Source organism: Bacillus sp. AR13-1, assembly GCF_008042285.1.
Taxonomy (GTDB): domain Bacteria; phylum Bacillota; class Bacilli; order Bacillales; family Bacillaceae_G; genus Bacillus_A; species Bacillus_A mycoides.
In genome coordinates, this window is the sequence record NZ_QNUA01000006.1 from 65,165 (window position 1) to 91,553 (window position 26,389).

The 26,389-nt window shown below is 36.0% G+C and carries 26 protein-coding genes, 1 pseudogene and 1 riboswitch; of the genes and pseudogenes, 15 read left to right on the plus strand and 12 right to left on the minus strand.

The genetic code is table 11. The features are described 5' to 3' along the window. Positions 1 to 459: 459 nt before the first annotated feature. A complete protein-coding gene (locus tag DN408_RS03065; RefSeq protein WP_078178440.1) occupies positions 460 to 1,635 on the minus strand; it encodes an MFS transporter in 1,176 nt (391 codons plus the stop codon). A gap of 287 nt (positions 1,636 to 1,922) precedes the next feature. Then, on the minus strand, positions 1,923 to 2,234 hold the full coding sequence (locus DN408_RS03070) for an ArsR/SmtB family transcription factor (RefSeq protein WP_002011018.1): 312 nt from the start codon (positions 2,232 to 2,234) through the stop codon (positions 1,923 to 1,925). A 194-nt stretch (positions 2,235 to 2,428) separates the two neighbouring features. On the opposite strand from DN408_RS03070, the gene DN408_RS03075 reads away from it, so the two are divergent. Beyond that, a complete protein-coding gene (locus DN408_RS03075) occupies positions 2,429 to 3,013 on the plus strand; it encodes a CGNR zinc finger domain-containing protein (protein WP_016126648.1) in 585 nt (194 codons plus the stop codon). A gap of 166 nt (positions 3,014 to 3,179) precedes the next feature. After that, complete coding sequence (locus tag DN408_RS03080) at positions 3,180 to 3,734, plus strand: HPP family protein (protein WP_002125693.1); 555 nt, start codon at positions 3,180 to 3,182, stop codon at positions 3,732 to 3,734. Between the two features lie 167 nt (positions 3,735 to 3,901). On the opposite strand, the gene DN408_RS03085 is transcribed toward DN408_RS03080, so the two are convergent. From DN408_RS03085 to dhaS, 3 genes are all read right to left on the minus strand, one after another. Then, positions 3,902 to 4,009, minus strand: a complete 108-nt coding sequence (locus DN408_RS03085) for a YjcZ family sporulation protein (RefSeq protein ID WP_000505673.1) — start codon at positions 4,007 to 4,009, stop codon at positions 3,902 to 3,904. A 294-nt stretch (positions 4,010 to 4,303) separates the two neighbouring features. Continuing rightward, positions 4,304 to 5,302, minus strand: a complete 999-nt coding sequence (gene dhaQ, locus DN408_RS03090) for a DhaKLM operon coactivator DhaQ (protein WP_078178441.1) — start codon at positions 5,300 to 5,302, stop codon at positions 4,304 to 4,306. A 19-nt stretch (positions 5,303 to 5,321) separates the two neighbouring features. Beyond that, on the minus strand, positions 5,322 to 5,888 hold the full coding sequence (gene dhaS, locus DN408_RS03095; protein WP_061689901.1) for a dihydroxyacetone kinase transcriptional activator DhaS: 567 nt from the start codon (positions 5,886 to 5,888) through the stop codon (positions 5,322 to 5,324). A gap of 178 nt (positions 5,889 to 6,066) precedes the next feature. On the opposite strand from dhaS, the gene dhaK reads away from it, so the two are divergent. After that, on the plus strand, positions 6,067 to 7,818 hold the full coding sequence (dhaK, locus tag DN408_RS03105; protein ID WP_078178442.1) for a dihydroxyacetone kinase subunit DhaK: 1,752 nt from the start codon (positions 6,067 to 6,069) through the stop codon (positions 7,816 to 7,818). A 55-nt stretch (positions 7,819 to 7,873) separates the two neighbouring features. Here the strand turns inward: dhaK and DN408_RS03110 are convergent, their stop codons facing one another. Beyond that, on the minus strand, positions 7,874 to 8,425 hold the full coding sequence (locus DN408_RS03110) for a DUF4352 domain-containing protein (RefSeq protein WP_078178443.1): 552 nt from the start codon (positions 8,423 to 8,425) through the stop codon (positions 7,874 to 7,876). Between the two features lie 222 nt (positions 8,426 to 8,647). Then, positions 8,648 to 8,854: a hypothetical protein gene (locus DN408_RS03115; RefSeq protein WP_002186538.1), complete on the minus strand. Its 207-nt coding sequence runs from the start codon at positions 8,852 to 8,854 to the stop codon at positions 8,648 to 8,650. A gap of 266 nt (positions 8,855 to 9,120) precedes the next feature. Further along, a riboswitch (SAM riboswitch) is annotated at positions 9,121 to 9,226 on the plus strand. Positions 9,227 to 9,308: 82 nt separating this feature from the next. Here DN408_RS03115 and DN408_RS03120 point away from each other — a divergent pair. The 3 genes from DN408_RS03120 (at position 9,309) to DN408_RS03130 (ending at position 14,127) form a co-directional block, all read left to right on the plus strand. Then, a complete protein-coding gene (locus DN408_RS03120; protein WP_078178444.1) occupies positions 9,309 to 10,367 on the plus strand; it encodes an LLM class flavin-dependent oxidoreductase in 1,059 nt (352 codons plus the stop codon). After that, positions 10,360 to 11,316, plus strand: coding sequence for an ATP-grasp domain-containing protein (locus DN408_RS03125; protein WP_078178445.1), 957 nt, complete (start codon positions 10,360 to 10,362; stop codon positions 11,314 to 11,316). The genes DN408_RS03120 and DN408_RS03125 overlap by 8 nt, the downstream gene beginning before the upstream one ends. Before the next feature lie 426 nt (positions 11,317 to 11,742). Beyond that, entirely contained in the window at positions 11,743 to 14,127 is a 2,385-nt protein-coding gene (locus DN408_RS03130) for an immune inhibitor A domain-containing protein (RefSeq protein WP_179957881.1), read from the plus strand. Between the two features lie 172 nt (positions 14,128 to 14,299). Here the strand turns inward: DN408_RS03130 and DN408_RS03135 are convergent, their stop codons facing one another. After that, positions 14,300 to 14,830, minus strand: a complete 531-nt coding sequence (locus DN408_RS03135) for a cysteine hydrolase family protein (RefSeq protein ID WP_033730911.1) — start codon at positions 14,828 to 14,830, stop codon at positions 14,300 to 14,302. A gap of 481 nt (positions 14,831 to 15,311) precedes the next feature. On the opposite strand from DN408_RS03135, the gene DN408_RS03140 reads away from it, so the two are divergent. The 3 genes from DN408_RS03140 (at position 15,312) to DN408_RS03150 (ending at position 18,131) form a co-directional block, all read left to right on the plus strand. After that, positions 15,312 to 17,048, plus strand: a complete 1,737-nt coding sequence (locus DN408_RS03140; protein ID WP_147739952.1) for an S-layer homology domain-containing protein — start codon at positions 15,312 to 15,314, stop codon at positions 17,046 to 17,048. Between the two features lie 140 nt (positions 17,049 to 17,188). Further along, complete coding sequence (locus DN408_RS03145) at positions 17,189 to 17,503, plus strand: PadR family transcriptional regulator (RefSeq protein WP_001078071.1); 315 nt, start codon at positions 17,189 to 17,191, stop codon at positions 17,501 to 17,503. A 16-nt stretch (positions 17,504 to 17,519) separates the two neighbouring features. Then, a complete protein-coding gene (locus DN408_RS03150) occupies positions 17,520 to 18,131 on the plus strand; it encodes a DUF2812 domain-containing protein (RefSeq protein WP_002186530.1) in 612 nt (203 codons plus the stop codon). A 113-nt stretch (positions 18,132 to 18,244) separates the two neighbouring features. Here the strand turns inward: DN408_RS03150 and DN408_RS03155 are convergent. Next, a pseudogene (locus DN408_RS03155) lies at positions 18,245 to 18,559 on the minus strand (Tn3 family transposase); the annotation flags it as partial. Between the two features lie 105 nt (positions 18,560 to 18,664). Between DN408_RS03155 and DN408_RS03160 the strand changes: the two are divergent. Beyond that, entirely contained in the window at positions 18,665 to 20,134 is a 1,470-nt protein-coding gene (locus DN408_RS03160) for a glutamate decarboxylase (RefSeq protein ID WP_016126657.1), read from the plus strand. 145 nt (positions 20,135 to 20,279) lie between these two features. Here DN408_RS03160 and DN408_RS03165 read toward each other — a convergent pair whose 3' ends face one another. Both DN408_RS03165 and DN408_RS03170 read right to left on the minus strand, forming a co-directional pair. After that, the gene (locus DN408_RS03165; RefSeq protein ID WP_000505688.1) at positions 20,280 to 20,381 is read right to left on the minus strand and encodes a YjcZ family sporulation protein; all 102 of its coding nucleotides are present in this window, start codon (positions 20,379 to 20,381) and stop codon (positions 20,280 to 20,282) included. A 219-nt stretch (positions 20,382 to 20,600) separates the two neighbouring features. After that, positions 20,601 to 21,254, minus strand: coding sequence for a DUF2306 domain-containing protein (locus DN408_RS03170; RefSeq protein WP_078178448.1), 654 nt, complete (start codon positions 21,252 to 21,254; stop codon positions 20,601 to 20,603). Between the two features lie 245 nt (positions 21,255 to 21,499). On the opposite strand from DN408_RS03170, the gene DN408_RS03175 reads away from it, so the two are divergent. Continuing rightward, entirely contained in the window at positions 21,500 to 21,643 is a 144-nt protein-coding gene (locus DN408_RS03175) for a methylenomycin A resistance protein (RefSeq protein WP_233154281.1), read from the plus strand. 518 nt (positions 21,644 to 22,161) lie between these two features. Here the strand turns inward: DN408_RS03175 and DN408_RS03185 are convergent. Continuing rightward, positions 22,162 to 23,751, minus strand: coding sequence for a bifunctional metallophosphatase/5'-nucleotidase (locus DN408_RS03185; RefSeq protein ID WP_003193611.1), 1,590 nt, complete (start codon positions 23,749 to 23,751; stop codon positions 22,162 to 22,164). 824 nt (positions 23,752 to 24,575) lie between these two features. Here DN408_RS03185 and DN408_RS03195 point away from each other — a divergent pair. From DN408_RS03195 to DN408_RS03210, 4 genes are all read left to right on the plus strand, one after another. After that, positions 24,576 to 25,046, plus strand: a complete 471-nt coding sequence (locus tag DN408_RS03195) for a helix-turn-helix domain-containing protein (protein ID WP_078178449.1) — start codon at positions 24,576 to 24,578, stop codon at positions 25,044 to 25,046. Then, positions 25,016 to 25,552 carry a tyrosine-type recombinase/integrase gene (locus tag DN408_RS03200; protein ID WP_078178450.1) on the plus strand — a complete coding sequence of 179 codons (537 nt, stop codon included), beginning with the start codon at positions 25,016 to 25,018 and terminating at the stop codon, positions 25,550 to 25,552. Before DN408_RS03195 ends, DN408_RS03200 begins: the two co-directional genes overlap by 31 nt. Positions 25,553 to 25,643: 91 nt before the next feature. Then, positions 25,644 to 25,781 (plus strand): recombinase family protein, encoded by a 138-nt coding sequence (locus DN408_RS03205; protein WP_078178451.1) that lies wholly within the window; start codon positions 25,644 to 25,646, stop codon positions 25,779 to 25,781. Between the two features lie 35 nt (positions 25,782 to 25,816). After that, entirely contained in the window at positions 25,817 to 26,386 is a 570-nt protein-coding gene (locus tag DN408_RS03210; protein ID WP_078178452.1) for a YdeI/OmpD-associated family protein, read from the plus strand. Positions 26,387 to 26,389: the final 3 nt, after the last annotated feature.

Here is a 26,389-nt window from a genome sequence, read left to right on the forward strand (position 1 = left end):
CCATGTTAAGTTGTTTTTGGAAATATGCCATATCGATACAATACACGTTTTAGTTTTTGAATTATTTATTTGTTTAAAAGTTGAAATTAATAAGAACCCCATAAATGATAAACCATTCCACTAACAAAAAACACTAATCCTAAAAACAAAACAATTAAAGCAAGTACTCCATTTTGATTATGTTCCATAAAATTAGCTCCTTTTAGATTTATTTTTATCCCGCTATTTGCGGGCAGTAAAACTCCCACCTCAAAATTCAGCTGGAGCAAAGAAGTTAGGTGGGAGCCCTGCTGCCCGTAAACGCCCGATTGGTGAAGGCTAATACTCAGTGGGGGGATGAACAAAACCCCCGCTGAGTAAAGTTTCACTTTATATACAAAAAAGCCTTTAGTCGTAATTATGGCTAAAGGCTTTGATCATTATACTTTTTAGTTTATAAAATTTGAAACTGAAAATGTACTAACTTGATAATGAAGCCTGGCTATTAGAATTGAAAAATTTTAGTTTTATTATAATTAACAGAAATGAGAATAGTGTGAAAATGAATCCGCTCCAAATAAGCTGGTGAATACCTAAGTTTGAAATGAACCAGCCTCCAATAGTTGTTCCTAAAGTAATTCCGAGATTGGAGAACGAAACGAATAGACTATTACCAAATTCAGGCGCTTCTTTTGCTTCGCTTATTAACCATGTTTGACCAACAATTAATCCACCAGCATGTACGATTCCCCAAATGAATACGATAAAAATCATTGGAACAAGGTAGGAACCTAAATAATAAACCAATATGTAAACAATAGAATATAGGATAGGGAATAATATTACTGTATTTACTATACTTTTTTGCAGGAGACTACCAAATAAATGATTGCCTAAAATCATAACGATACCAAATATGAATAGCATGATACTGATGAGAGATCCGTTCATGGAAGTTACTTTGGCAAGGTACTCGGCGAAGTAGCTGTATACGGAAAACATGGCTGCAAAAAGGAATGTGACGGTTAAAATATTCAACCATAATCCTGGTTTGCCGAGTATACGAATTTGTTTGCCGAATGACATTTTTTCTTTAACAGGCATAGAAGGAAGTAGGATTAGTATTCCAATGAATGCAAGAGTGTTAACAAGCGCTCCGAATAAGAAAGCAATTTCGAGTGAAAATTGGTCTGCAAGGTAAGAGGTTAGTGGTACACCTAAAGCAAAGCCAACAGTAATTCCCATGAAAACTTTTGTAACCGCTTGACCGCTCTTTTTTGGAGGGACAAGTTTAGCAGCTGTTACAAGAGCAATTGAAAAGAAGAGTGGGTGAAGTGCTGCCGGTAAAATACGAAAAATAAGCATGATTTCAAATTGTGTTGTATAAGCGTAGATTATATTTGAAATAACAAATATGAAAATTGCTGATAATAAAATTATTTTGCGATTAATACTAGAGACGAGCAGAATTAAAAACGGACCAGAAATAGCAACAACTAGTGCAAATATACTTACTAAAAATCCAGCTTGTGTAGTTGAAATTCCAAATTTTTGAGTGATTTGTGGTAATACGCCGACAATACCCATCTCGGTAGTAATAATTCCGAACACACCTATTGCGAGTGTCAGAATAAGTAAAGGATTTACTTTTTTCATTTATAAAACTCTCCATTCGTATCAGTATTTTGAAAGTAAATTCATTAACAAAGAAGCATTATTACAAGCATGATTGGATGCCAATATTATCAGGATTATGTAATTCGAAATACAATAACAGATATCTAAATAACTAGATATGATATGTTAAAAAATTTTCTCCTTTCTATGTTTCTTGCTTTTATAGGTAGTGCAATTTTATAAAAAAATAATTGATGCCTGTAAAAAAGCAGAATGTGTGAAAGCTAATAATCAATTAGTATGCAGATTGATTATTAGCTTTCATTTTATAATTCGTTTTGAACGTATTCAGAAAACTCTCGTATTGTTTTTTCATTTCGGCGATAGTATGTCCATTTTCCAATTCGGTCAGAGTCTAGTAGTCCTGCTTTTTTCATAGTTAATAAATAACTAGAAATAACCGATTGGGCTAAGCCAGTTTTAAGCTGGATATCTCCTACACATACTCCAACTTGAAAGTTAAGGCCTTGCTCTAGATAAGGTTTTTCATCGAAATGGTTTTCTGGATTTTTCAACCATGATAAAATTTGACATCTTGTTTCATTTGACAATGCTTTATAAATTAATAAAGGTTCCATAAGGATATTATATCTACTTTTATAGATTTGTAAATGGGTTTTGGTGATTTTAAGGGGAGAAGGCGTATGTAGATTCCTTTAAATGTGGATGAGATGTTCTAGTAATAGGGCTTTTTTCTGGATGTGAATTTATAAAAAGTTGCACCGTCATATTGCTTTAGAATATGATTGGTTAAAGAGTAGGTGATGAGTACATGCAGGAAACAAAACAATTCCCGCTTATATCTGGAAATCTCTCATTAGATTTAGTGAATACAGAGTTAGTTAGGCGTGGACAACGTTATGATTTATTAATAACAGATGAAGATGTATTAGAATGGCTACATGTAATAAAGGCTAATCTTCCTTTTTGGAATGAAAAAACACTTATAGGAATTCAAGAGCGAGTGAATCAAGTTACATCTAGCATATTAGAGGTAAGAGAAGTACTGAGAAAACAGTTTGAGGCAATTGCTGATCTGCACGAAATTTCTAATGATTTTATTGCGTATTTAGAAAAACAAATTGAGAAGGCACCATTTACATATAAAGTCATTGAACAGCGTCTAGTACCTATCCCAGTTGGAGAAATTGAGGATGTACTTGTATCGTTAATTGCATTTGATGCTTTAACGTTAATAGCAGAAAATAAGCTTATTTCTCTTAAAAGGTGTTCAAACCCCGACTGTGTTTTATTATTTATAGATAAAAGTGGAAAACGAAAATGGTGTTCTATGAAAATATGTGGGAACCGGAAAAAAGTAGCAAAATTTCAGGTTCGAAAATCTGAAGAGGTTTAGGAATCAGCTTATAGCAGTTGATTCTTTTTTTTTGTATCTTTTAACTAACCTCTAAAATGAATATTTACAGGTTAGTTAATTCGGGTTATAATTATTGGTAAATAAAGTGAGACTTTAGTCAGTGGGATGTCCATCCCTGCGAATAGCGCGATAAAGGAGGAAAACGATGGATAATATAACAGCAGCTAAGCAGAAAGAGGCTCAACCAATAAGTGTACGATATTTTGCAAAAATGAAAGGGAAAGGGAGAAGTCCATTACAAGTAAATATAAAGGATTCTTTAACGGGACTACTGGGGGGATTTTTAACAATTCTCACCTTAACATATTTAACGAGTATAACTTCTACAGAATTACTAATGGCTCCATTTGGAGCGAGTTGTGTATTAGCGTTTGGAGTTTGGAATGCACCGCTATCTCAGCCGCGTAATATTATTGGAGGACATTTGATTTCAACTTTCATTGGTCTATCAATATATCATTTGTTTGGGAATGAATATTGGACAATTGCTTTAGCAGTCGGGGTGTCGATTGCTATTATGATGTTAACAAGAACAACGCATCCTCCGGCAGGGGCTGATCCAATTGTCGTTATTTTAGGAGCAAATAGTTGGAGTTATTTAGTAACGCCGGTTTTAGTTGGTTCCGTTGTTATTGTAGTTATTGCTTTATTTATTAATAATATGAGTAGTAAAAGGAACTATCCAACTTTTTGGATATAGTTTGTAAAGTGAAAAACAATTTAAGTAAGTACTTTATTTTTACTATGTTTCATTTTTTATATAGAAAAAGCCTTTAGTCGTAATTATGACCAAAGGCTTTCATTCTCATTCTTTTTAGTTTACAAAGAAAAGACACCCATATAAGAGTGTCTTTTCCGATAGTTTGTTTAGCAGAAGCAAGAAGCTCCAACTATGATTAATAAAATAAACAATACTACTAATAAAGCAAAGCCGCCAGAAAATCCACAGCCGCCACAACTACCACCAAATCCCATAATAGTTCCTCCTTTAATAAGAGGGGAAAACAAGGGGTCACTCATGTATTTTAACGGATTCAATTTACTTTATGTTTTTTACGCAATAATTGAGCAGGTCCTTTTGAAAATAAAAAAAAGACACATTAAGGTGCCTTTCTCCGACTGGATAACCGCATTTCGAAACTGGCGGATAACTTGCAAATAGTATGTATGCTTCGATTTATTTACAGATACCTAAGGTTTATACATTCTTCATATAAGTCAGTACTTTTGATTACTAAACGTTCAATCATCATAATGTTTAGTTTATTGTTACCAACCACTCGCTCTAACATCCGCCTTCAACCACTTCACCCAATCCGAATCTTCTATTTTAAGCAAACTGAGCGAAACACCTTTCATATCTAAAGAAGTGAGAAGGGTACCAACCTTTACGAACTTCACATGTAAGCCTTCCAGCTCACATAAACGGCGAATATCGTTTGCGAAAATGTATTGTTCCATTAATGGTGTCGCACCGAGTCCGTTAATGAGGATGGCAAAGTTGTCACCTTTTCTCCAGCGATAAATGCTTTTTAGTTTGTTCATAAGTTCAATCGCTAATATTTCAGAAGAGGATAGTGCTTCTTTGCGGTAACCTTTTTCGCCATGAATACCAACGCCGTAAAAGACTTCATCGTCGTTTAATGTGAATGAAGCTTTTCCTTGTACTGGATCGTTTGCAGGTGAAAGGGCGACTCCTAATGTGTGTAAGTTTTGGATGACAGATTGGCCAAGTGCTGTTAGTTCTTCTAAAGAATGACCGCTCTCAGCGGCCGCGCCTACTATTTTTTGAACGAAAACGGTGCCAGCTACGCCGCGTCTTCTTTTATTAAAAGAAGCATCATCTTCAATTGAAACGTCGTCATTTACGATGATGTGGTCAATTTGTCTTCCTTCTTCTTTGGCGATTTGTTCTGCAGCTAAAAAGTTTTCTACGTCATCTTTAAAGTTTTTAATAATGAATAAAATACTTTTATCTTGTGGCATTAAGCGAGTTGCCGCCACAATTTGTTCCACTGTAGGCGGAGTGAAGATACTGCCGTTTACTGCCGCCGTAAGCATTCCGTTTCCTACATAACCTATATCAGCAGGTTCGTGTCCGCTACCACCGCCGCTTATGATAACAACGTCTTGTTTCAGTTTTTCTATATCTTTTACATAAATGATGTTATTTGTTTCGTCGTAATTTACTTTTTCGTTATGTTCAAAAAAAAAGCCATGCAGCATATCTTGAACAATATTTTCTACATCATTCATAATCTTTTTCATTGCTTTTGCCACCCTTTAATTACTTTGCTGATTGCTCCAGTAATAGTAGTAATTGATTGTTTATCATATTTTTCATGAGAGAAGACATAATGGACGGATCTACTTCACATTTACTTTCAATCCAATCTTTTATCGTCCCAACGAAGCCGTGACTATAAAAAGAGGCAATCGTATTTTTTGTCTCATCAGAAAGGCTGAATCCACAGCTCATCGATAGTTCATCAATAATCTTCATATATAAGTTTTTCGTATGCTCAAATAAATAGTGATTAAACGAGTTTTGTTCAATGACTTTAAAAGCATTTCGGTAAAATTTTTGATTTTCATAAAAGTAATCAAATAATAAATCGAAAATGTTTTCCCATGTTTCATAATCAAGAAAGTCTATAATATTTTCTTTCGTTTCTTCTTTATAAATCCAGCTTAATAGTTCGAATTTATCTTTAAAATGATAATAAAAAGTTTGCCTACGCATTTGACAGTGTAACATAATATCGCTCACTGATATTTTATGAAACGATTCTGTTTCCATTAAATGTTTCAATGAGTTCGCGATTATCTTTTTAGAAATTATAGAAGAGGTCATCTGAATCATCCCTAGAATGTTAGTAATATAAAAATCCTATCTATAAATGAGAGCGGTGTCTTTAGACAGATTGTCCATTTTGTCCGTTTACTATAAAACGCTTTCATTTTAACATGAGTAGTAAGAAGAAGATTTCAAATATATCACAATATATTAAAGGAATTGAGGGAGAATCACAATGAAAAAGATTATAAACAAACCAGAAACATTAGTAATGGAAATGTGCAACGGAATGGTGATGGCTCATCCAGAGCTTGAGTTTTTGAAAAAATATAAAGTTATTAAGAAGAAAGAAATGAATGAAAATAAAGTAACGTTAATTAGTGGCGGCGGTAGTGGTCATGAGCCAGCGCATGCAGGTCTAGTCGGAAAAGGAATGCTGGATGCAGCAGTGTGCGGAGATGTGTTTGCTTCTCCTTCACAAATTCAGGTATATCAGGCGATTAAAGAGACAGCTAGTAAAAAAGGTACGTTATTAATTATTAAAAATTATAGCGGCGATATTATGAATTTCAAAAACGGTGCACATTTAGCGACTGAAGATGGAATTGAAGTCGACTACGTAAAAGTAGACGATGATATTGCGGTAGAAGATAGCCTGTATACAGTAGGACGCCGCGGTGTTGCGGGAGTTATTTTAGTGCATAAAATTGCCGGCGCAGCAGCGGAAGCAGGAATGGATTTAGGAGCGGTGAAAGCTGTAGCGGAAAAAGCAGCGGCTAACGTGCGTACAATCGGTTTAGCATTAACTTCTTGTACAGTTCCAGCGAGCGGATCACCTACTTTTACACTTGAAGAAGATGAAATGGAATACGGCGTAGGTATTCACGGTGAACCAGGTATTAAACGTGAAAAAACGCTGTCAGCAGATGAATTAGCTAACCGTATGACAAATGATTTAATAAAAGATTTAGGAGTAAAAGATGGCGAGGAAATTGCGCTTCTTGTAAATGGTTTTGGCGGCACACCACTGCAAGAACTATACTTATTTAACAACGCAGTTACGAGAGAATTAGCTGCTAGAAACATTAAAATTAATAGAGTATTCGTCGGTAATTATATGACGAGTATCGATATGGCTGGTATGTCTTTAACAGTGATGAAGTTAGATGACGAGTTAAAAACGTTGTTATCGAAAGAGTGTAATACACCAGCGTTTAAAGTAGATGGACCAGTTGAAAGTGTAGAGTACGTGAATGTGCTTGAAGATGTAGAAGAGAAGGAAGTTTCCTTCGAAATAGAAACAGCGGAAGAGCACGCTGTTATTAAAAATAATGTCAGTACATTAAATAACATGATCTATCTCGTTGATAAAATGAGTGACATTATTATTAAAAATGAAGTACCGTTCTGTGAGTTAGATACACATGCAGGTGACGGCGACTTCGGAATGAGTGTTGCAAAAGGATTTAAGCAATTAAAGCGTGAGTGGCATTCTATTTTAGGACAAGAGAATGTAACGATTGGATCATTCCTTGACGGTTGTTCAATGATTATTATGGAACATTGCGGCGGCGCTTCTGGTCCAATTTGGGGCGGAGCATTCCGCGCAGCTAGTAAAGCGGCAGGTGAAAAACGTGAGCTAACAGCTAAAGAGTTCGCTGAAATGTTGCAAGCAGCACTTCAAGGCATACAATCTATCGGTGAAAGATCATTCGGTAGAGGAGCGGTAGTTGGTGATAAAACGCTTGTTGATGCACTTGCTCCATGTGTAGATTCTTGGTTAGCTAGCGCTTCAAACGAAGTAGACGTGAAAACTGCCTTTGAAAAAGGAGCAGAAGCAGCGGTTAAAGGAGCAGAGTATACGAAAGAAATCGTAGCTCGTATGGGCCGCGCTGGTACAGTTGGTGAAAGAAGCTTAGGCTATCCAGATGCAGGTGCACATGCACTTGGAGTTATCTTTACGGAGATTGCGGGTAGTTTGAGATAGTAATTAGAAAGTCCCTCTGCCTTAGGTAGAGGGACTTTTATATTGTATTTTAGATTTAGTTTTTTTGTGATTGCAGCTTATCGATTTTCCAGTGTGCTCCTAGAGGATCTAAAGAGCTTTCAATATAAAACATATATTCATCTGCGGTACTTGGTACTTCAAAAGCTATTTTTAATTCTACCGTTTCATTTGGTTTAACTTGTATATCAGAAGGGTTTTGATCAAGCACCTTTCCTTCATAGGCCTTTCCGTCTTTTTCATCTTTTAAGTTATATTTTAATTCTGATAGTCCAATCGTTTGACCTCGTACATTTTTTACAGAGACATTAACAACGACGGAATCGTTACTAGCATTTAAATATGCACTTTGAACGGTGGCCAAGTAATAGCCTCCTTTAACACTCTCACCAACTAATAAAATACCTTGTTCCAAGCGGCTCATATCTTCTTTTTCTTCAAAATTTATTAATTCTTCATTTTCATTTTTTGCGGTTGGTTCTTCTATTGGACCATTTTCAACGGCACTATCTTTTTTATCTTGTGTGCAAGCAGCCGTAACACTGGCTAATGCTAGAATTAAAGTAAGTAATATGAATAATTTCCTCATAAAATTTATCTGTCTCCTTAAGTTTCGCAATTTGGTGCAACTATACATATTATAAAGAGATTCTATTAAGATTAACATAATGTCTCATTATTGGCTCAAAATAGGGGGTCCTTTAGACACCTTATTCTTGTTTTTTATTAATATGATTGGTGTATTTACTCTAGTTGTAGCGAAATCGTCCGTTGTTATCATTCCTACTGTAAATATGTAATTAGTATTATTTTATTCTTTAAATATCTCCGGTTTTTCAACTCTAAATGATTGCACCTCACCGCACTCTAAACAAAATGTGGTTAATAGTTTGGAACGTTTCCCTCCTGAAAAGAATCTACTAGATTCATCCTCACAAACATATGCATGATAAGCAGATCCAATCCTTCCTTCTTTAAATGTAGTAGAACCACAATTCTCGCATCGTTTATTTTTCATGTTACTAACACCTCATTAGGTTGATATTTATTTTGGCGTATTCTCTATCTCCTTTACGATAGAAGTAAAGCAACTTGGTTATAAATGATGTTTTCGACATGATACAACATACCCCTTTATATATCCGCAAGTAAAACAACATAATACCCTATAAATCTCTATAACAATATGATGTTTCATATATCATTTAATGTTTATCGGAAAAATAAGTATTAAACGATTGATTTTTATTATTCTGATGATTATAATAAATGGAAATCAAACAATTCTTATGTTGAGAAGTGGAGGGACGGGCCCTATGAAACTTCGGCAACCTCGTTTTAGACGAAAGGTGCCAAATCCTGCAGGTGAAAAACACCTGAAAGATAAGGGCGGTTCATTTAGTCAAGAAGGCTACTCTTATTTCGTTAAGAGTAGCTTTTTTTATGGTTAAAAGTTAAAGGGGGAATAGGTAGTGGAGTATGGTTTTTGGTTGCCGATTTTTGGGGGATGGCTTCGAAATGTAGATGATGAATCTATGCCGCCTACGTTTGAGTATGCAAAACAAACAGCGCAAGCGGCAGAACAATTAGGTTTTTCAACAACACTTATAGCAGAATTAAATTTAAATGATATAAAAGGTGTTTCAGCACCAAGTTTAGAAGCGTGGACAACTGCGGCAGCACTTGCTGCGGTAACGGATCGATTAGAGATTATGACAGCTGTAAGACCTGGCTTCCACAATCCAGCAGTTACAGCGAAAATGGCAGCAAATATCGATCAATTAAGTAATGGCCGTTTTACATTGAATGTAGTTTCAGCATGGTGGGAAGAAGAAGCGAAGCAGTACGGCGGGGTATTTACCGCACATGATGAACGGTATGATCGCACAGAGGAATTTGTAACAGTTTTGAAAGAGCTTTGGAAAGAAGAAGAGTTTTCTTATAAAGGGAACTTTTATGAGCTTCATCATACACATTTAAGTCCAAAACCTGTGCAGAAACAAGGAATTAAGCTTTATGCAGGTGGTGAGAGTGAGAGAGGAAAAGAGGTCATTGTAAATCACGCGGATGCATATGTAATGCATGGGGGAACAGTGGAAGAAGTATTTGTGAAAATAGAAGATATGAAGAATCGTAGAAAGAAAGTTACAGAGGAGCCATTGCAGTCATTCGGGCTCGCGGCTTACGTCATTTGTCGTGATACAGAAGAAGAGACGTTAGAAGAATGGAGACGTATAACGGATGTGAAAGACGATGCTCTAGGTTATGCGGGTTACCAAGATTTTATTAGTAAATCGCATTTGGAACAGCAAGTGAAGCTAAATGATTATTCTGTATCTAATCGCGGGTTACGTCCTAATTTAATCGGAACACCAGAACAAATTGCAGAAAGGATACTTGCTTTTGAAAAAGTGGGTGTTACGTTATTACTTTTACAATTTTCTCCACAGCTTGAAGAGATGAAACGATTTTCTGAAAAAGTGATGCCGTTAGTTGAAGCAAAAAGAAAGGAATTGATTACAAATGAGTAAAATTTACATATTACATGAGAATAAGGAATGGACGAATCATTTAGTGAAAAGGTTGGAAGAACTGGGGTTACCTTATGAGGAATGGTTTTTGGATGAAGGAACTGTTTCGTTAGAACAAGAACCTCCCCAAGGTGTTTTTTATAGCCGCATGAGTGCTTCTTCACATACGAGAGGGCATCGATATGCACCTGAGTTGACTGAAGGAGTTCTTGCTTGGTTAGAGGGATACGGACGAACAGTATTTAATGGGTCTCGTGCATTACGCCTTGAAGTAAGTAAATTGAATCAATATGCAGCATTAAGAAATTTTGGGATACAAGTGCCGAAAACAATTGGTGCTGTTGGCCGTGATAATATAGTAAAAGCAGCAAAGGAGTTAGGGGAAGTGCCATTCATTACAAAACATAACCGTGCAGGTAAAGGTCTTGGTGTTCAACTGTTTCATTCCATTGATGCTTTAGAGCAATATTTGGATGGTCCGACATTTGAAGAGCCCATTGATGGAATTACTTTAATCCAGCAGTATATTGAAGCGCCAGAACCATATATTACACGTTGTGAGTTTGTAGGCGGTCAGTTTGTATATGCAGTTGAAGTAGATACATCAGAAGGATTTGAGCTTTGTCCAGCAGATGCGTGCTCTATTCACGATGCTTTTTGCCCAGTAGGAGAAGAGAGTAAGAAAGAGTCGTCAACAAAATTTGAAATTATATCGGACTTCCAAGAGCCAATTATTGAACAATACAAAGAATTTTTGAAAGAAAATGAAATTACTGTCGCTGGTATTGAATTTATTCGCAGTTCGGATGGAACAATTTATACGTATGATATTAATACAAACACAAACTATAATTCTGACGCAGAGTCTGTAGCTAATCAATTTGGTATGCTTGAGCTTGCTAAATTCCTTGGAATAGAATTAGAAAAACAAGTAGAGTCAGTTAAATAATATTGATTAAAAAATAAGGTTCTGGTGCAAACCTTTGCTAAATTAATAGTATCAGTATGTCCAATTTTAAGAGCGTACTTACAAGGTTTTTAGAGTTTTTGCACCAGCAAGAAAAGTATCAGTTTATATTAAAAAATAGCCCAAGTTCGAATAAGGAACTTGGGCTGTTTGTATGTTGTATTTTCTTTCCTAGCACTACTCCATCGCATCAAGATAAAAGAACGAGTGATTCCATTGTATGGTTATGTGCAAAACATAAACTAGTAGAAATTTTGTATTTTTTTATCCTATGTATCCCCACCCTGCACAAAAAAATATTTCTCAACATTTAATTGTTGAAAAACATTGAATATTCTCTATAAAGAGAATATTATGTTGCTATCGGCAAAAAAAACGATAATTCGCAGACACTGGGGAGGAAATGCATTGAAAAAGAATAAGAAGTTAAAACCATTATCAGTTTTAGCAACAGCGGCAGTACTAAGTAGTAGTTTTGCTTTTGGAAGTCATGCGGCGTATGCTGATTCGCCATCATCTCTACCAATAGATGAGCATTTAATACCGGAGGAGCGTTTGGCAGAAGCGCTAAAACAACGGGGCGTAATTGATCAATCTGCATCACAAGCTGAGACGTCAAAGGCTGTCGAAAAATATGTTGAGAAAAAGAAAGGGGAAAACCCTGGTAAAGAAATCTTGACAGGAGATAGTCTTACGCAAGAAGCTTCTGATTTTATGAAAAAAGTAAAAGATGCAAAAATGAAGGAAAATGAACAGGCGCAACAGCCAACAGTAGGGCCAGTAGCTGGACAAGGTGCAGGATTGAATTCTAGTAAATTAAATGGAAAAGTACCTACTGCACCAGCGAAGCAAGAAGAGTACAACGGTGCTGTTCGAAAAGATAAAGTACTTGTTTTACTTGTAGAATTTAGCGATTTTAAGCATAACAATATTGATCAAGAGCCAGGATACATGTATTCTAAGGACTTCAATCGTGAACATTATCAAAAAATGTTATTTGGTAATGAACCATTTACGTTATTTGATGGATCGAAGATTAACACATTTAAACAATATTATGAAGAACAATCTGGCGGCAGCTACACAGTGGATGGAACTGTAACGGAATGGCTTACTGTTCCAGGAAAAGCTTCAGATTATGGTGCGGATGCAGGTACTGGCCATGATAACAAAGGTCCTTTAGGGCCGCGTGATCTTGTGAAAGAAGCATTAAAAGCAGCGGTAGCAAAAGGAATTAACTTAGCTGATTATGACCAATTTGATCAATACGATCAAAATGGTGATGGAAATAAAAACGAGCCAGATGGCATTATTGATCATTTAATGGTTGTACATGCTGGCGTTGGTCAAGAAGCTGGCGGCGGTAAATTGAAAGATGATGCGATTTGGTCTCATCGTTCAAAACTTGGATCAAAACCATATGCGATTGATGGCACAAAATCTTCTGTTTCGAATTGGGGCGGAAAGATGGCTGCATACGATTATACAATCGAGCCTGAAGATGGAGCAGTTGGTGTGTTTGCGCATGAGTATGGTCATGATTTAGGATTACCAGATGAATACGATACGAAGTACTCAGGACAAGGTGAACCTGTTGAGTCATGGTCTATTATGAGTGGCGGCAGCTGGGCTGGAAAAATTGCAGGAACAGAGCCAACAAGTTTCTCACCACAAAATAAAGAGTTTTTCCAAAAGAATATGAATGGCAACTGGGCGAATATCGTTGAGGTAGATTATGATAAACTTCGCACGGGAGTCGGTGTTGCAACATATTTAGATCAAAGTGTTACAAAATCAAAACGACCAGGAATCGTTCGTGTTAACTTGCCAGACAAAGATATTAAAAATATCGAGTCAGCATTTGGTAAGAAGTTTTATTACAGTACAAAAGGAAATGACATTCATACAACACTTGAGACACCAGTATTTGACTTAACAAATGCAAAGGATGCTAAGTTTGATTATAAGGCATTCTACGAACTTGAAGCGAAGTATGATTTCCTTGACGTATATGCGATTGCAGAAGATGGAACGAAGACACGTATTGATAGAATGGGCGAAAAAGATGTAAAAGGCGGCGTGGATACAACTGATGGTAAGTGGGTTGATAAATCATACGATTTAAGCCAATTTAAAGGGAAAAAAGTAAAACTGCAATTTGAGTATTTAACAGATATTGCAGTAGCTTATAAAGGATTTGCGTTAGATAATGCTGCATTAACTGTAGATGGCAAAGTTGTTTTCTCGGATGATGCAGAAGGCCAGCCAGCAATGACGTTAAAAGGATTTACTGTATCTAACGGATTGGAACAGAAAAAAAATAACTACTACGTAGAGTGGAGAAATTACGCTGGTTCTGACACGGCGTTAAAACATGCGCGTGGTCCAGTCTTTAATACAGGAATGGTTGTATGGTATGCGGATCAAAGCTTTACAGATAACTGGGTAGGTGTTCATCCAGGTGAAGGATTCTTAGGAGTAGTAGATTCTCATCCAGAGGCAATCGTAGGTACATTAAACGGACAACCGACTGTGAAGAGCAGTACGCGTTATCAAATTGCCGATGCGGCATTCTCATTTGATCAAGCGCCAGCATGGAGAGTAGACTCGCCAACTCGCGGTATCTTTGACTATAAAGGATTACCAGGAGTTGCAAAATTTGATGATTCTAAGCAGTACATCAACAGCGCTATTCCAGATGCAGGACGTAAGTTGCCGAAATTAGGATTGAAGTTTGAAGTAGTAGGTCAAGCTGAAGACAAATCTGCAGGTGCAGTTTGGATTCATCGATAGAATAAGGTGAAACTATGAGAGCTGTCCATAAGTTGGTGAAACTGACTTATGGACAGCTCTCTTCTTATTGTGGAAACGAGGCAGCTTAGTTTAGGAAGCAGTTCACTGGAAAGCAATTCTTTGAAAGTGTCTATAGTAAAAAATATATAGACTATCAAATATAGAAATGGAATCAAAACTCTATACTTTCGGAATTTTTTACGCAGGCAAACCATTGACCTATTATCTCGTTATGATGCTTAATAATTTGAGACGCCGATAATATTGTAGAATTATATGTACTATGTCCATTCTTTACAAGAGTAACGTCATACCCTAAGCTGTATGCACGCCGGCATGTTGCATCTATGCAAATTTCAGATTGAATTCCTGCTATAACAACTCGTTTTATATTTCTCATTTCCAGCTCTTGTTGAAGACTCGTTTTATGAAAAGAATCCGGATGATTCTTTTCAAGAACGACATCTCCTGTTGCTGGAGCAATTGATTTATGAATTTCCCATCCAGGTGTCCCTTGGCTAAGCAAGGAACCAGACTTCCCGTTAAACTTCATATAAAAAATAGGGGCTGAAGCAGAACGGGCTTTAGAAATCAATAATTGAATAACTCTTAATAATTCCGTTCTATTATATAGGACTTTTTTCTCTTCAAATGAACCTACCTGTACATCAATAATAAGGAATGCTGTACAGCTTTTCATCATAAATACCCTCCTAATACGTGGTCCAAAAATACAAAAGTGAAATATATGCAAACTCCAATGCTATGCACATTTAATGTATCCAAAAGTTCCAAAGAATATTGCATGGAGGTATGAAGTGGATTCCAATAATTACAATTAGTAAAAACTGTTTTAAATAAAGGACATGAAATTGGCAATCATACAATGAATTATGTTAAAAGGTATGTTCTCAGGATTATATTGCGATTTTAATGGGGATAGCATTGTTTTTATAGGCTACATTTTAGCGAAGTAAAAGCTCGAGAAACGATATTATTTATATATTTGCAAGTAAAACAGCATAATATCAGTATGAATCTCTATAACAATATGAGTTTTTGCATATTTTAAAATTTATTATATCCTTCGAAAACTTTTAATTGTATAATGTCTTTTGTCATATTCTTTTTAGATTTTTCGACAAAAAATAACAAAAATAGAAGACGTATTGGGAGAATGCATTATGTACATAAAACTATTAAAATCAATTACATCATTATCACTTATTGGTGGTGCTTTATTATATACAAATGGCAGTGATGTGAAAGCTGCTGAAACGGGTACTTTTTCGGATGTACCTACATCGCACTGGTCTTATCCTGCGATTAAAGACTTAGCGAGCAAAAATATTATTTCAGGTTATGGAAATGGGATGTTTGGTTTTGGTGATGTTGCGACGAGGGAGCAAGTTGCAGCTTTAATTTATCGTGTGTTAGTACCGAATAAGCAAGGTGGTACGTTTAGTAATGATGCTGCTCGTTATGTATTACAAGATGGGTCTACTTTAAATAATCCGTATCGTGATATTCGCTCAGGTTCTACAATGTTTCCGGAAGAGGTTTTAACGTTAACGAAATTGGGGGTTTTTAAAGGTGATGGAAATGGCGGTTTTAGACCGAAAGATTCTGTTAGCCGCGCAGAAATGGCGCAAATTATTAAAAATGCGTTCCAAGTTTCAGCTAAACAAAAACATACATTTAATGATGTTCCAAATGGATTTTGGGCAGAAAATGCGATTAGTGCGGTGCAGTCAAACGGGATTGCATCTGGTACAGGAGACGGGAAATTTGAACCAGCTAAAACGGTAACGCGTGAACAGTATGCACAGTTTTTATATAATGCATTGAAATATAAAAAGCCTGAGGTTGCGGTGCAAGATACGGGAGATGCGGCATTATTAGCAGCATTCAAAAATGAAGTACAAACGCGTATTAATACGTATGAAACGAATATTACACTTCCATATAAAACGAAAAACAGTAATACAAAAGAAGTGATGAATACACTTTTTAACGCATATGAAGAAGTCGCAAATAAAAATGAGTATACAAATTATAATAGATCGAATATTTCATACTCACTATCTGGATCACCTGGAAATTATACATTTACGCTAAATATTACATATCGCGAAACGAAAGAACAAACAGAGTATGTGATGAAACAAGCGAAAGCGATCGTTTCTTCTATTATTCAAACGGGAATGGATGATCATGAAAAAGTGAAGGCGGTTCATGATTATGTTGTAAAACATGTTTCTTACGATACGTCTTATAAAGCGTATACAGCATATGAGGCACTCGCGAATCGTTCTGCCGTTTGCCAAGGTTACACACTATTAACCTATCAATTATTAAAAGAAGCTGGAATTGAGAATCATTTTGTAGTAGGAACTGGAGACGGTCAGCCTCATGCTTGGAATTTAGTTAAAATCGATAGCAAGTGGTATCACCTTGATACAACATTTGATGATCCAGTGCCAAATGAACAAGGCCGCGTAACGTATTCTTATTTCAACTTATCTGACGAGCAAATTGCAAGAAATCATGAGTGGAACCGCGGGGACTATCCGCAAGCTACAACAAACTATTATAGTACATTAACAAATAAAATTGCGACAGGTGGTACGAAAACACCTGCATATCAGCAAATATTAAAAGATACAAAGTTAAATTATTTAGGAAATGAATATATCGCAAATAACTATAATGAATTCAAAAATAAAATGCAGCAACGTTATAGCACAAAGTCAGCAAAGATTGAAATTCTTTATAAACAATCAATGGATGGCGCATTGCAAGATGTGAAAAAAGTAATTGGAGAAATCGGTTATCCGCAAGGAGCGAACCGTGTTTCTTATAAAGCTGAGCCGTATAATGCGAAAGAAGGATATTCTTTAGTGACGATTACGTTTATGTAAAAAAGCAACCTAGATCCTATGAGATCTAGGTTGTTTTTTTGTACCTAAATTTGACATGTACAGTTAGACTGTATAAAATAAAACTATACAGTTCAACTATATAGTTTAGCTATATATTAATCGTTACACTGGAGGTCTTTATGAATAGAGATAAAAATTTACCATTAACGGAAACAACGTATTACGTTCTTTTAGCTTTATTAGAGCCAGCACACGGATATTTAATTATGCAAAAGGTTGAGGAACTTAGTAATCATCAAGTGAAAATCGCAGCGGGTACATTGTATGGTGCGGTTGAAAATTTATTAAAGCAACAATTAATAGAATCGGTAAAAAGTGAAGATAAACGAAGAAAAGTGTATGTCATTACTGAGCGGGGGAAAGAAGTATTACATTTAGACTTTATGAGGATGCAGCACATTATTGGGGTTACAAAAAGCTTATTAAATGTATAGTTAGGAGGAAGCGAAGATGTGGAGATTGAAATTCTTTTTAGACTTTGAGAAAGAGGAAAAATGGTTAGAAGAGATGGCTTGGAAAGGCTATCAACTAAAAAGTAATACATTTGGTTATAAATTTAAAATCGCAGAACCAGAGGATGCGACAATTAAAATAGATTATAGAATATTTTATAGACGAAGTGATTTTATTAATTATTGTACGTTATTTGAAGATAGCGGCTGGAAGCATATAGCCGGTAAATGGTGGGCAGGCACGCAATATTTTAAAAAGATAGATGAGGAAAGTGAAGATGACATTTTTTCAGATCAAATGTCACGAGCAGGGAAGTATAAACGTTTATCTAAGACATTTTTAGAATTAGCAATATGTTATTTTCCTCTATTAATGCTATTTATGTTTAATAATACAATTGATTTAGGAGTGATGTTAAATCCGAAAGGCCTATACTATACACCAGGATTATGGGATATGCACGGCGCAGCATTTTTAGGATCATTCTTATTTGAAACGCCATTTGCATTAATGAGGGGCATTTCATGGTTGTTTATCCCAGCTGCGATTGGTATGTTTTTCTTTTTCTCATATAAAGCAAATCGATTGTATGAAGAGAGAAAATACTAGGAGGACCCCCTTAAAGCTGATGCTTTGAGGGGGATTCTTTTGAATTTGTAAATGGTGTACTTGGTTAGCTTGATGGGCATGGGGTAGAGTCAGGAAAATGCGGATTTACAACGCTAAGAAAGTTTCAATGGTCTTAGAGAATCTAATGAGACCACTTTCTCTGAATTAAAATGGTATTCTCCTAGTAAATTGATATGTTCCCAACCTAAAGGTGACATATGATGCAATCAGTCTTCATTAAAACTACCTATCCGTTTTTGATATTTAACTGCTTTTGTTAGATGTAAAGTATTCCAGATACTGATGGCATTGATAATTATGTTTAAGGCACTGGCCCTTTGCAATTGATGCTGTATGGTTTGTTCCCTAAGCTCACCTTGTTTTCCGAAGAAAATAGCTCTTGCAAGTCCATTCATGGCTTCTCCTTTAATTCGAATGGTGGCAGCACCTTTTATTAGAATTGTCCCCTTGGTGTAACAAATGCTTTTTTGTAAATAATATGTTTGTTAAACAATTAATTAAGGGGGACTTGTATGCCACAGGATCGAAAAGCAGAAGTTCAAAACGATGCATACGAAGGAAAAGAGATCATGCCAGATAATCTACAATATCTACCGCGTCACGTGCAAATGGAGCTGCCTCACGAATTTTCTGTAAATCCTCTGTTTGCCCGCGAAGGAGAATCAGTCGTTCCGCGCTTTCACATGCCTGATGAAGGCATGTTACCAGAAACAGCGTATCAAATCGTCCATGATGAAATTGCTCTTGATGGCAATGCCCGCTTGAATCTTGCAACATTCGTTAGCACATGGATGGAGCCTGCCGCAGAGCACTTATATGCCAAATCATTCGACAAGAACATGATTGACAAGGATGAATATCCACAGACAGCCGAAATTGAGGAGCGGTGTGTCCGCATTTTAGCAAACCTCTGGCATTCGCCCACTCCCCTTACGACTATGGGCGTTTCAACAACTGGATCGTCGGAAGCATGTATGCTCGGGGGGCTTGCGTTAAAGAGACGCTGGCAAAATGCACGCAAAAGCGAAGGGAAGCCGGTGGATCGGCCCAATATTGTGTTTAGTTCTGCTGTTCAAGTCGTGTGGGAAAAATTCGCGAACTATTGGGAGGTTGAACCACGCTATGTGAAGGTTAGCCCAGAGCATCCCCGATTGGATCCTCAGGGGGTCCTCGCTGCCGTGGATGAAAATACGATTGGTGTGGTACCGATTCTCGGTGAGACTTATACCGGGGTTTACGAGCCGGTTGCCGCCATTGCGAAAGCGTTGGACGATTTACAGGAGAGGACGGGCCTCGACATTCCCATGCATGTGGATGCGGCTTCGGGGGGATTTATAGCACCGTTTCTTCAACCAGATTTAGTCTGGGATTTTCAATTACCGAGGGTGAAGTCCATCAATGTATCCGGACATAAATATGGATTAGTCTACCCTGGGTTGGGTTGGATAATTTGGCGGGAAGCTGAAGATCTCCCTGAGGATCTAATCTTCCGCGTCTCCTATTTGGGCGGGAACATGCCGACTTTTGCCCTGAATTTCTCTCGTCCTGGCGCACAAGTGCTCCTGCAATATTACAATTACCTGCGTTTGGGGAAAAGTGGGTACTACGATGTCCAAAGGGCTTCTCAGAAAGTCGCTCTTTTTCTTAGCAAGGCGATTCAGAAGATGGAACCGTTCGAACTTTTGTCTGATGGTTCGGATATTCCGGTTTTCGCTTGGCGATTGAAAGATGGTTACACATTAAACTGGAATCTTTATGATTTATCTCGACAATTGCGTGTGTTCGGCTGGCAAGTACCCGCCTATCCATTGCCTCCAGATATGGAAGCGGTGACGATTATGCGCGTTGTGGTTCGAAATGGATTTTCCATGGATCTCGCGCATTTATTTTTGAGGAACCTCAAACAGACCGTTGCCTTTCTGGATTCCCTGGACGGGCCTATGCCACATGATACGAAATGTGATAATGGGTTTCATCACTAAATGAAAAAAGCCTAATTTCTTCATATTTAATTGAGAAATTAGGCTTTTAATATTGAAATTTCCTTAACGTTGTAAATCAGCATTTTTCTGACGCACCCCATAAAGAAAAGACACCCATATATGAGTGTCTTTTCTAATAGTTTGTTTAGCAGAAGCAGCTAGCTCCAACTATGATTAATAAAATAAATAATACAACTAATAAAGCAAAGCCACCGCCACAACTACTACAACTACCACCAAAGCCCATAATAGTTCTTCCTCCTTTAGATAAGAGGAGAAAACAAGGTGTCACTCATGTATTTTAACGGATTCAATTTACTGTATGTTTTTACGCATGAATTGAGCAGGTCCTTTTGAAAATAAAAAAAAGACACACTAAGGTGATCTTCTTATGTAGGGCGGGAAGACATCGGCCTTCCTTTCGGGTTGCCATCAAGGGATTCAGTCGAGTTACGTATAAATTGCATCAAAAATGTAAATCAGCATTTTTCTGTTGTTGTCCTTTATTAAGACTTTGTCTTATAAATAATTCTGCAATGATTAAATTTGGCACCCACGCTAACCAAGCAATAACAGCATAACTAAGTTCGAAATGCTCCAGTCCAAATAGCAATACAAATAAAGGTAGCCAAATTCTTAATGTAACTGCCGCAAAGGTTAAGGAATAATTTCTGATCATCCAATTCCGATGGTCTTGAATTTTTTTATTCTTAACTTTGTTTAATGCTTGATATGCCGATGTTAGCCAAAATACGGATAACAAACCGAAACCAAGCTTTCCTACTAATCCTCCCGTAGCGTAAAAGGATAAATAAAGTCCTGAAACGCAGCCAAATAATACACCAATCATATAGATTTTTCCAATCATTCGATGGCGACTGATATTCTTTTCTCTAAATTTTGTGGATAATGTAAAAGGACCAATTACTAATGCTACTACACTAGTTGCAATATGTATAAATAACATAATGTACCAAAATGCACTCATTTTAGATAGAAACATAAGCTTCATTTGAACAAACCCTGCTTGAAATCCATCCATAATAAAATATTGGAAAACAGCATAACCAGCTACTAAAATAGCTGAAAAAGTAAATATAAACCAAGTTTTTTTATTCATAATTTCACCACCTCCTTACAACATTTAAGGGAATTAGAACATATATTGCTGTTTATCTAGGGTTAAAAGAGAACTTAATTAACTTCTTTTACTTCTTTCGGCAGGGCATCATGTTCAATTCAGTTTTCGACTAAGCTATTAAACAGTTCAGGATTTGCTAAAGAAATTCCATGATTAATTTTAGAAATAATACCACCTAATTAATCATACAACAAAAAAGGATGTTCTGGTGAATTTATCCATATATGCCATATTTGTTATTAGAAATTATTTTCTCAATAATCAATTTAGGAGTAGGTGTCACGGTTCCAGTAATGACCGCAATAGTTATGCAAGCAGCAGGCCCATCTTATGCAAATATGGCTGGAGCAACCTTAAATGTAAATTGACACCAGATAATTGCTCGTTTAGTAGGGGTACCACCTCATCGCCATCAAGTTAAAAAAATTAATTATCCCCAAAACGAAAAAAACGAGCTGAATTCACATAAATAACTGTAGAGAGATAAAAATTTCGTTCTGGGGGTACTATAAAATTTTAGCTTGATGGCGGATGGTGTAGCACCAACAAAACGCGAATTTCGTACGTTAAGCAAAGTTTTTAAAAGAAAAAGCCGTTTTTCTGAACATGTGAGAGCTATATAGTATTGTAGGTGGAAAGTATATCCAGATAATTCAAATCGGTCCAAATTAATGTAAACGTCAAATAACCCCAAAATAAACAATAAAAGTTGATTTTGGGGTTATTTTTTGTTGGCTTTACTTTTTTTCGGTACTTTGCATATCGATGGTAAATCCGTTGACCACGGTAGGACTTTATTTCAAACCCACACAAGAAAAATTAGATTACCTGCACACTAAAAAGTATAGCGAACAGGTAATCTAGGTATTTTGAGATTAATGAAAAGCTAATTTATTTTTTGAATTCTTCCATCAATAATAGGCTGAATTGGTTCTTTTGCTTGTTTTATATAATCTACTAATGCTTCAAAATCAGTTGGTCCTGTTTCAGCATCTTTCCCATTTTTAAAGGACACAAATCCATCTCCACCTGAAGCTAGAAATGCGTTCGCAACGACGCTGTAAGTTTTAGAAGGAATAATTTCTTCTCCATTTGTTAAGCGAATACTTGTGACTTTTTCTCCATTTGGCTTGTTCGCATCCCAAGTGTATTGGATCCCTGAAATTTGAAGCATTCTTGTTATGTCTTTTTGCCATTGTTGATTTAAAATATCACGAATGTCTTGACCCGTTAAATTAACTTTTATTAATTGATTTCCGAATGGTTGAATGCCATATACCTCTCCCCATGTAATATCACCAGCATCTAAGTCATTACGAATACCACCAGGGTTCATAAGAGCAATTTGGGATTGCATTGTTGCACGCTGAGCATCAGTGATTAAATTGCCGAGAGTAGATTCGCCGGCCGTATTTTGTTTTCGATCTAGTGGAGCTGTAGATTTACCAACAACCTCATTGACAAGAGGTGCGATTTTTTCTTGATATTTCTCCATCTTTTTCTTTATTTTTTTATCAGGCTCTATGCCTTCATGGTAGGTTGTAATAATTTCTGCTTTTTTCTCAACAATATCTTTTGTCTTACGATCAATTTTTACATCAACATCAGCAAAAGCCATTCCATAAGAATTTGCTTGTACGACAAGTTTATTATTAACAGTTCCATTTACATAGGTGTGGCTATGCCCCCCAAAAATAACATCGACTTCTGGATCAGTCTCATTTGCTAGTCGGACGAGATCACCATTTGTTACGCCGTTCTCATCTGTTGTACCTCCGTTATGTGCAAGAACAACGATAGATTTAACGCCAAGTTCTTTTAATTTCTTTACGGATTTGTTAATGGCTTCAACTTCATCTGTAATTTCTACATTCTTTAGCATAGTGGGCATAACAAGGTTAGGAACATCTGTTGTTACGACTCCGATAAAGCCAACAGGAACTCCTTGTACCTTTTTTATAGTAAATGGTGGTAAAAATAGACGACCGGTGGATTTATTATAGAAATTTGCGGCAACATATGGGAATTTTGCTCCTTTAAAATTCCCTGTTTTTTCATGGTATCCACCATAAATAAGGCGGTGCATTTCTTCAATACCTTCATCAAATTCATGATTTCCTATGGTTCCAACATCAAATTTTAAATCATTTAGAAATTCAATCGTGGGTTCGTCTTGTAATAATGCTGAAACAGGAGGACTTGCTCCAACAACATCGCCAGCATGAACCTTTAATGTATTCGGATTTTGTTTTTCATGATCACGTAAATAAGCCGCTAAGTACTCGATTCCCCCTGCATCTTTATTGTTAATTTTCTTTACAGTGTCTAGTTGCCCATGAAAATCGTTAATACCGAGCATTTGTACATCTATGTAGCGGTTTGGTTCTGTAGTTGCTTGAGCTGGAGGCGCAGCAAATACACTTGAAAAAGTAACTGTACTTAATGCTAAAGCAACTGGAATGATTTTTTTCAACATAAAATTTTCTCTCCCCTTATTACAATCTGACATCATACGATACAATCTGACATCAATCGATATAATTTTAATAGATTAAGAAGATTATTTCTATAAAAATTCTACTAATTATAAAAATTAATAAGATTTTATTGTTTTCCGACAAAAGACTCATTCCTCAAAAATGTGAAGGTGTGAAATACCAATTTTAGGTAGGAGGTGAATATCGGTATGCATGAGCCTACGTTTTTTTGATTAGGATATAAAGAAAAAGTGCCACCGGCACTCCAAATATATATATAATCAAAACGCACACCATTGGAGCCAATGGCATGCGCTACATAAATTGTTAGATATTCGCACACATCTGTTTTACAAACTATTCACAGGAAAACAGATTCATATAGATGAAATGACAGAATCAGAGTAAACGTAAAATAGGGTGAGTGCAAAATTATGGATGTTACTTTTACATTGTTCTTTGTGAGGCAGCCTTACACATCCGTCAACTTAAGAAATTGGTAGTTCTCCAAAACAAAGAAAATAAGCTAAGTTCTTATAAACAACTGTAAAATAATAAAATTTTCGTTTTGGGGACACTTCAAAATATTAGCTTGATGGACGTGTGGTAGCACCAACATTTCGCGGATTCTGTACGTTAAGGTAAAATCCCTTGATATAACAATGTTTTCGTTATGGGGTTCAGACGAGATACGTGCAAAGTTACTTGATTACAAACAAAAATTAGTATTTTATTTTTATAAAAAAGACTTCTGCTTTCACGTTTGCGTGATATAATAGGACTAACAAATCACGCAAACGTGAAAGTTAAGGGGAGAAAACGAATGATTGCAGAAAGAATTTATAAAGGAATGAATCCAGAAAAAACATGGGATCTAGCTATATTTAAAGTAAGGGAAGGTCTTTATTATCTAACATGGGAGAACCCCAAAAAAAGTTTTAAAGGCTTAGCAGATAGTGAATTTTTAAGTGTGGAAGAGTTGGAAATTTCATGGGAGAATTCTAATATAAATAATCTTATAGTTTTTAAGGGTGATGAGAAGATAATATTGGATGAATTACTGTATAACATGGAAGATTTTCCTTTTAGGGATGTAAACTGGGGAGATCTTGATTTATCAAATAATGAAATTATGAGTAGCACTGAAGCTTGCGAAGAATGGGGAATAGATTCATCTACTTTACGTAAAAGAATAGGTGATTTTCCTGAAGGTACGATTCGTAAGATCGCTACCACATATGCAGTTACTAAATTTGGCATGAGATGTGTTTTTGGGTCAAAAAAAATGATATGAAATGGTCGCTCAAACGTCATTGTTCAGATCGTGATTACATTTTATTTCTAATTGGTATTAATACGGGGTTACGTGTAAGTGATTTACTTAAAATGGAAACGAGTGAAATTTTAAAACTGAAGCGAAAAAAACGAAAAGAATTTAAAGTAAAAGAAGGAAAGACAAAAAAGGAACGTATCATAAATATTACATCCATTTTTGAGGAAGTATTGCCATATGCTGAAAATTTAAAAAGCACCTGGGTATTTCCTTCTCGAAAAGGTGATAAGCCCATTAGTAAAATTCAAGCCTATAGACAGTTACAAAAAGCCGGAGATTTTGCCGGAGTAGAATCTTTAGGGACTCATACCATGCGCAAAACCTTCGGCTATTGGTTTTACAAGCAAACAAAAGATATTGTTATGTTACAAGAAATATTGAATCATAGTACACCACAAATTACACTAAGATACATTGGAATTAATAAAGAAGAAAAAGATAATGTACTTGATACATTCCGAATCTAATTTGAATTTGGGTGTTTTTGCTTATCCTCCGAAAAAGGGGAATAAGACAAAATGTAATAAAGCTATTCTATCTCTATGGCTTCTTCAATGAATGGACATTATTTTTGAAGAGGAAATTTCTGAAGTAACAAAGGATCGCGAACAACTTAAAAAAATGCTAGGAGATCTACGAGAAGATGATACCATTTATGTTACCGATCTAACAAATTTATTAAACAGTTATATTTAGGACATATATTCATTTTAGAAAGGATAATTTTAAAAATGGAAATAGAGAATTTACTTAGAGTTACGACAAGGTGGGAATTAAGAGATTGGCTTGAGGAAAATTCAAAAATAGAAAGATTTTGTTGGGTGATAGTAAGTATAACTGAACAATCAGAAGTGATTCAGTACTTAGATGCAGTTGAAGAAGCATTATGTTTCGGTTGGATTGATGGCATAAAGAAGAAAATATCAGATACTGAACTTGCTCAAAGGCTTTCCCCAAGAAAGAAAAACAGTAATTGGACAGAATTAAATAAGGAAAGAGTAAGGAGATTATATCAATTAGGTTTGATGAAAGAAGAAGGACTGAGAGTTCTTCCTGATATGCGACCTGAATCTTTTACTATAGATGCAGATATTGAAACTCGTCTGAAAGAAGATGGCCAATCATATCAAAACTTTATTAATTTTCCTGATCTATACAAAAGGATTAGAATTGATACGATACAAAGTTATAGAAATGAACCTAATATTTTTAATAAAAGATTGGATAAGTTTATTGAAAATACCAGAGAAAATAAAATGTACGGTCAATGGAATGACAATGGTCGCTTAGTCAATTATTAAAGG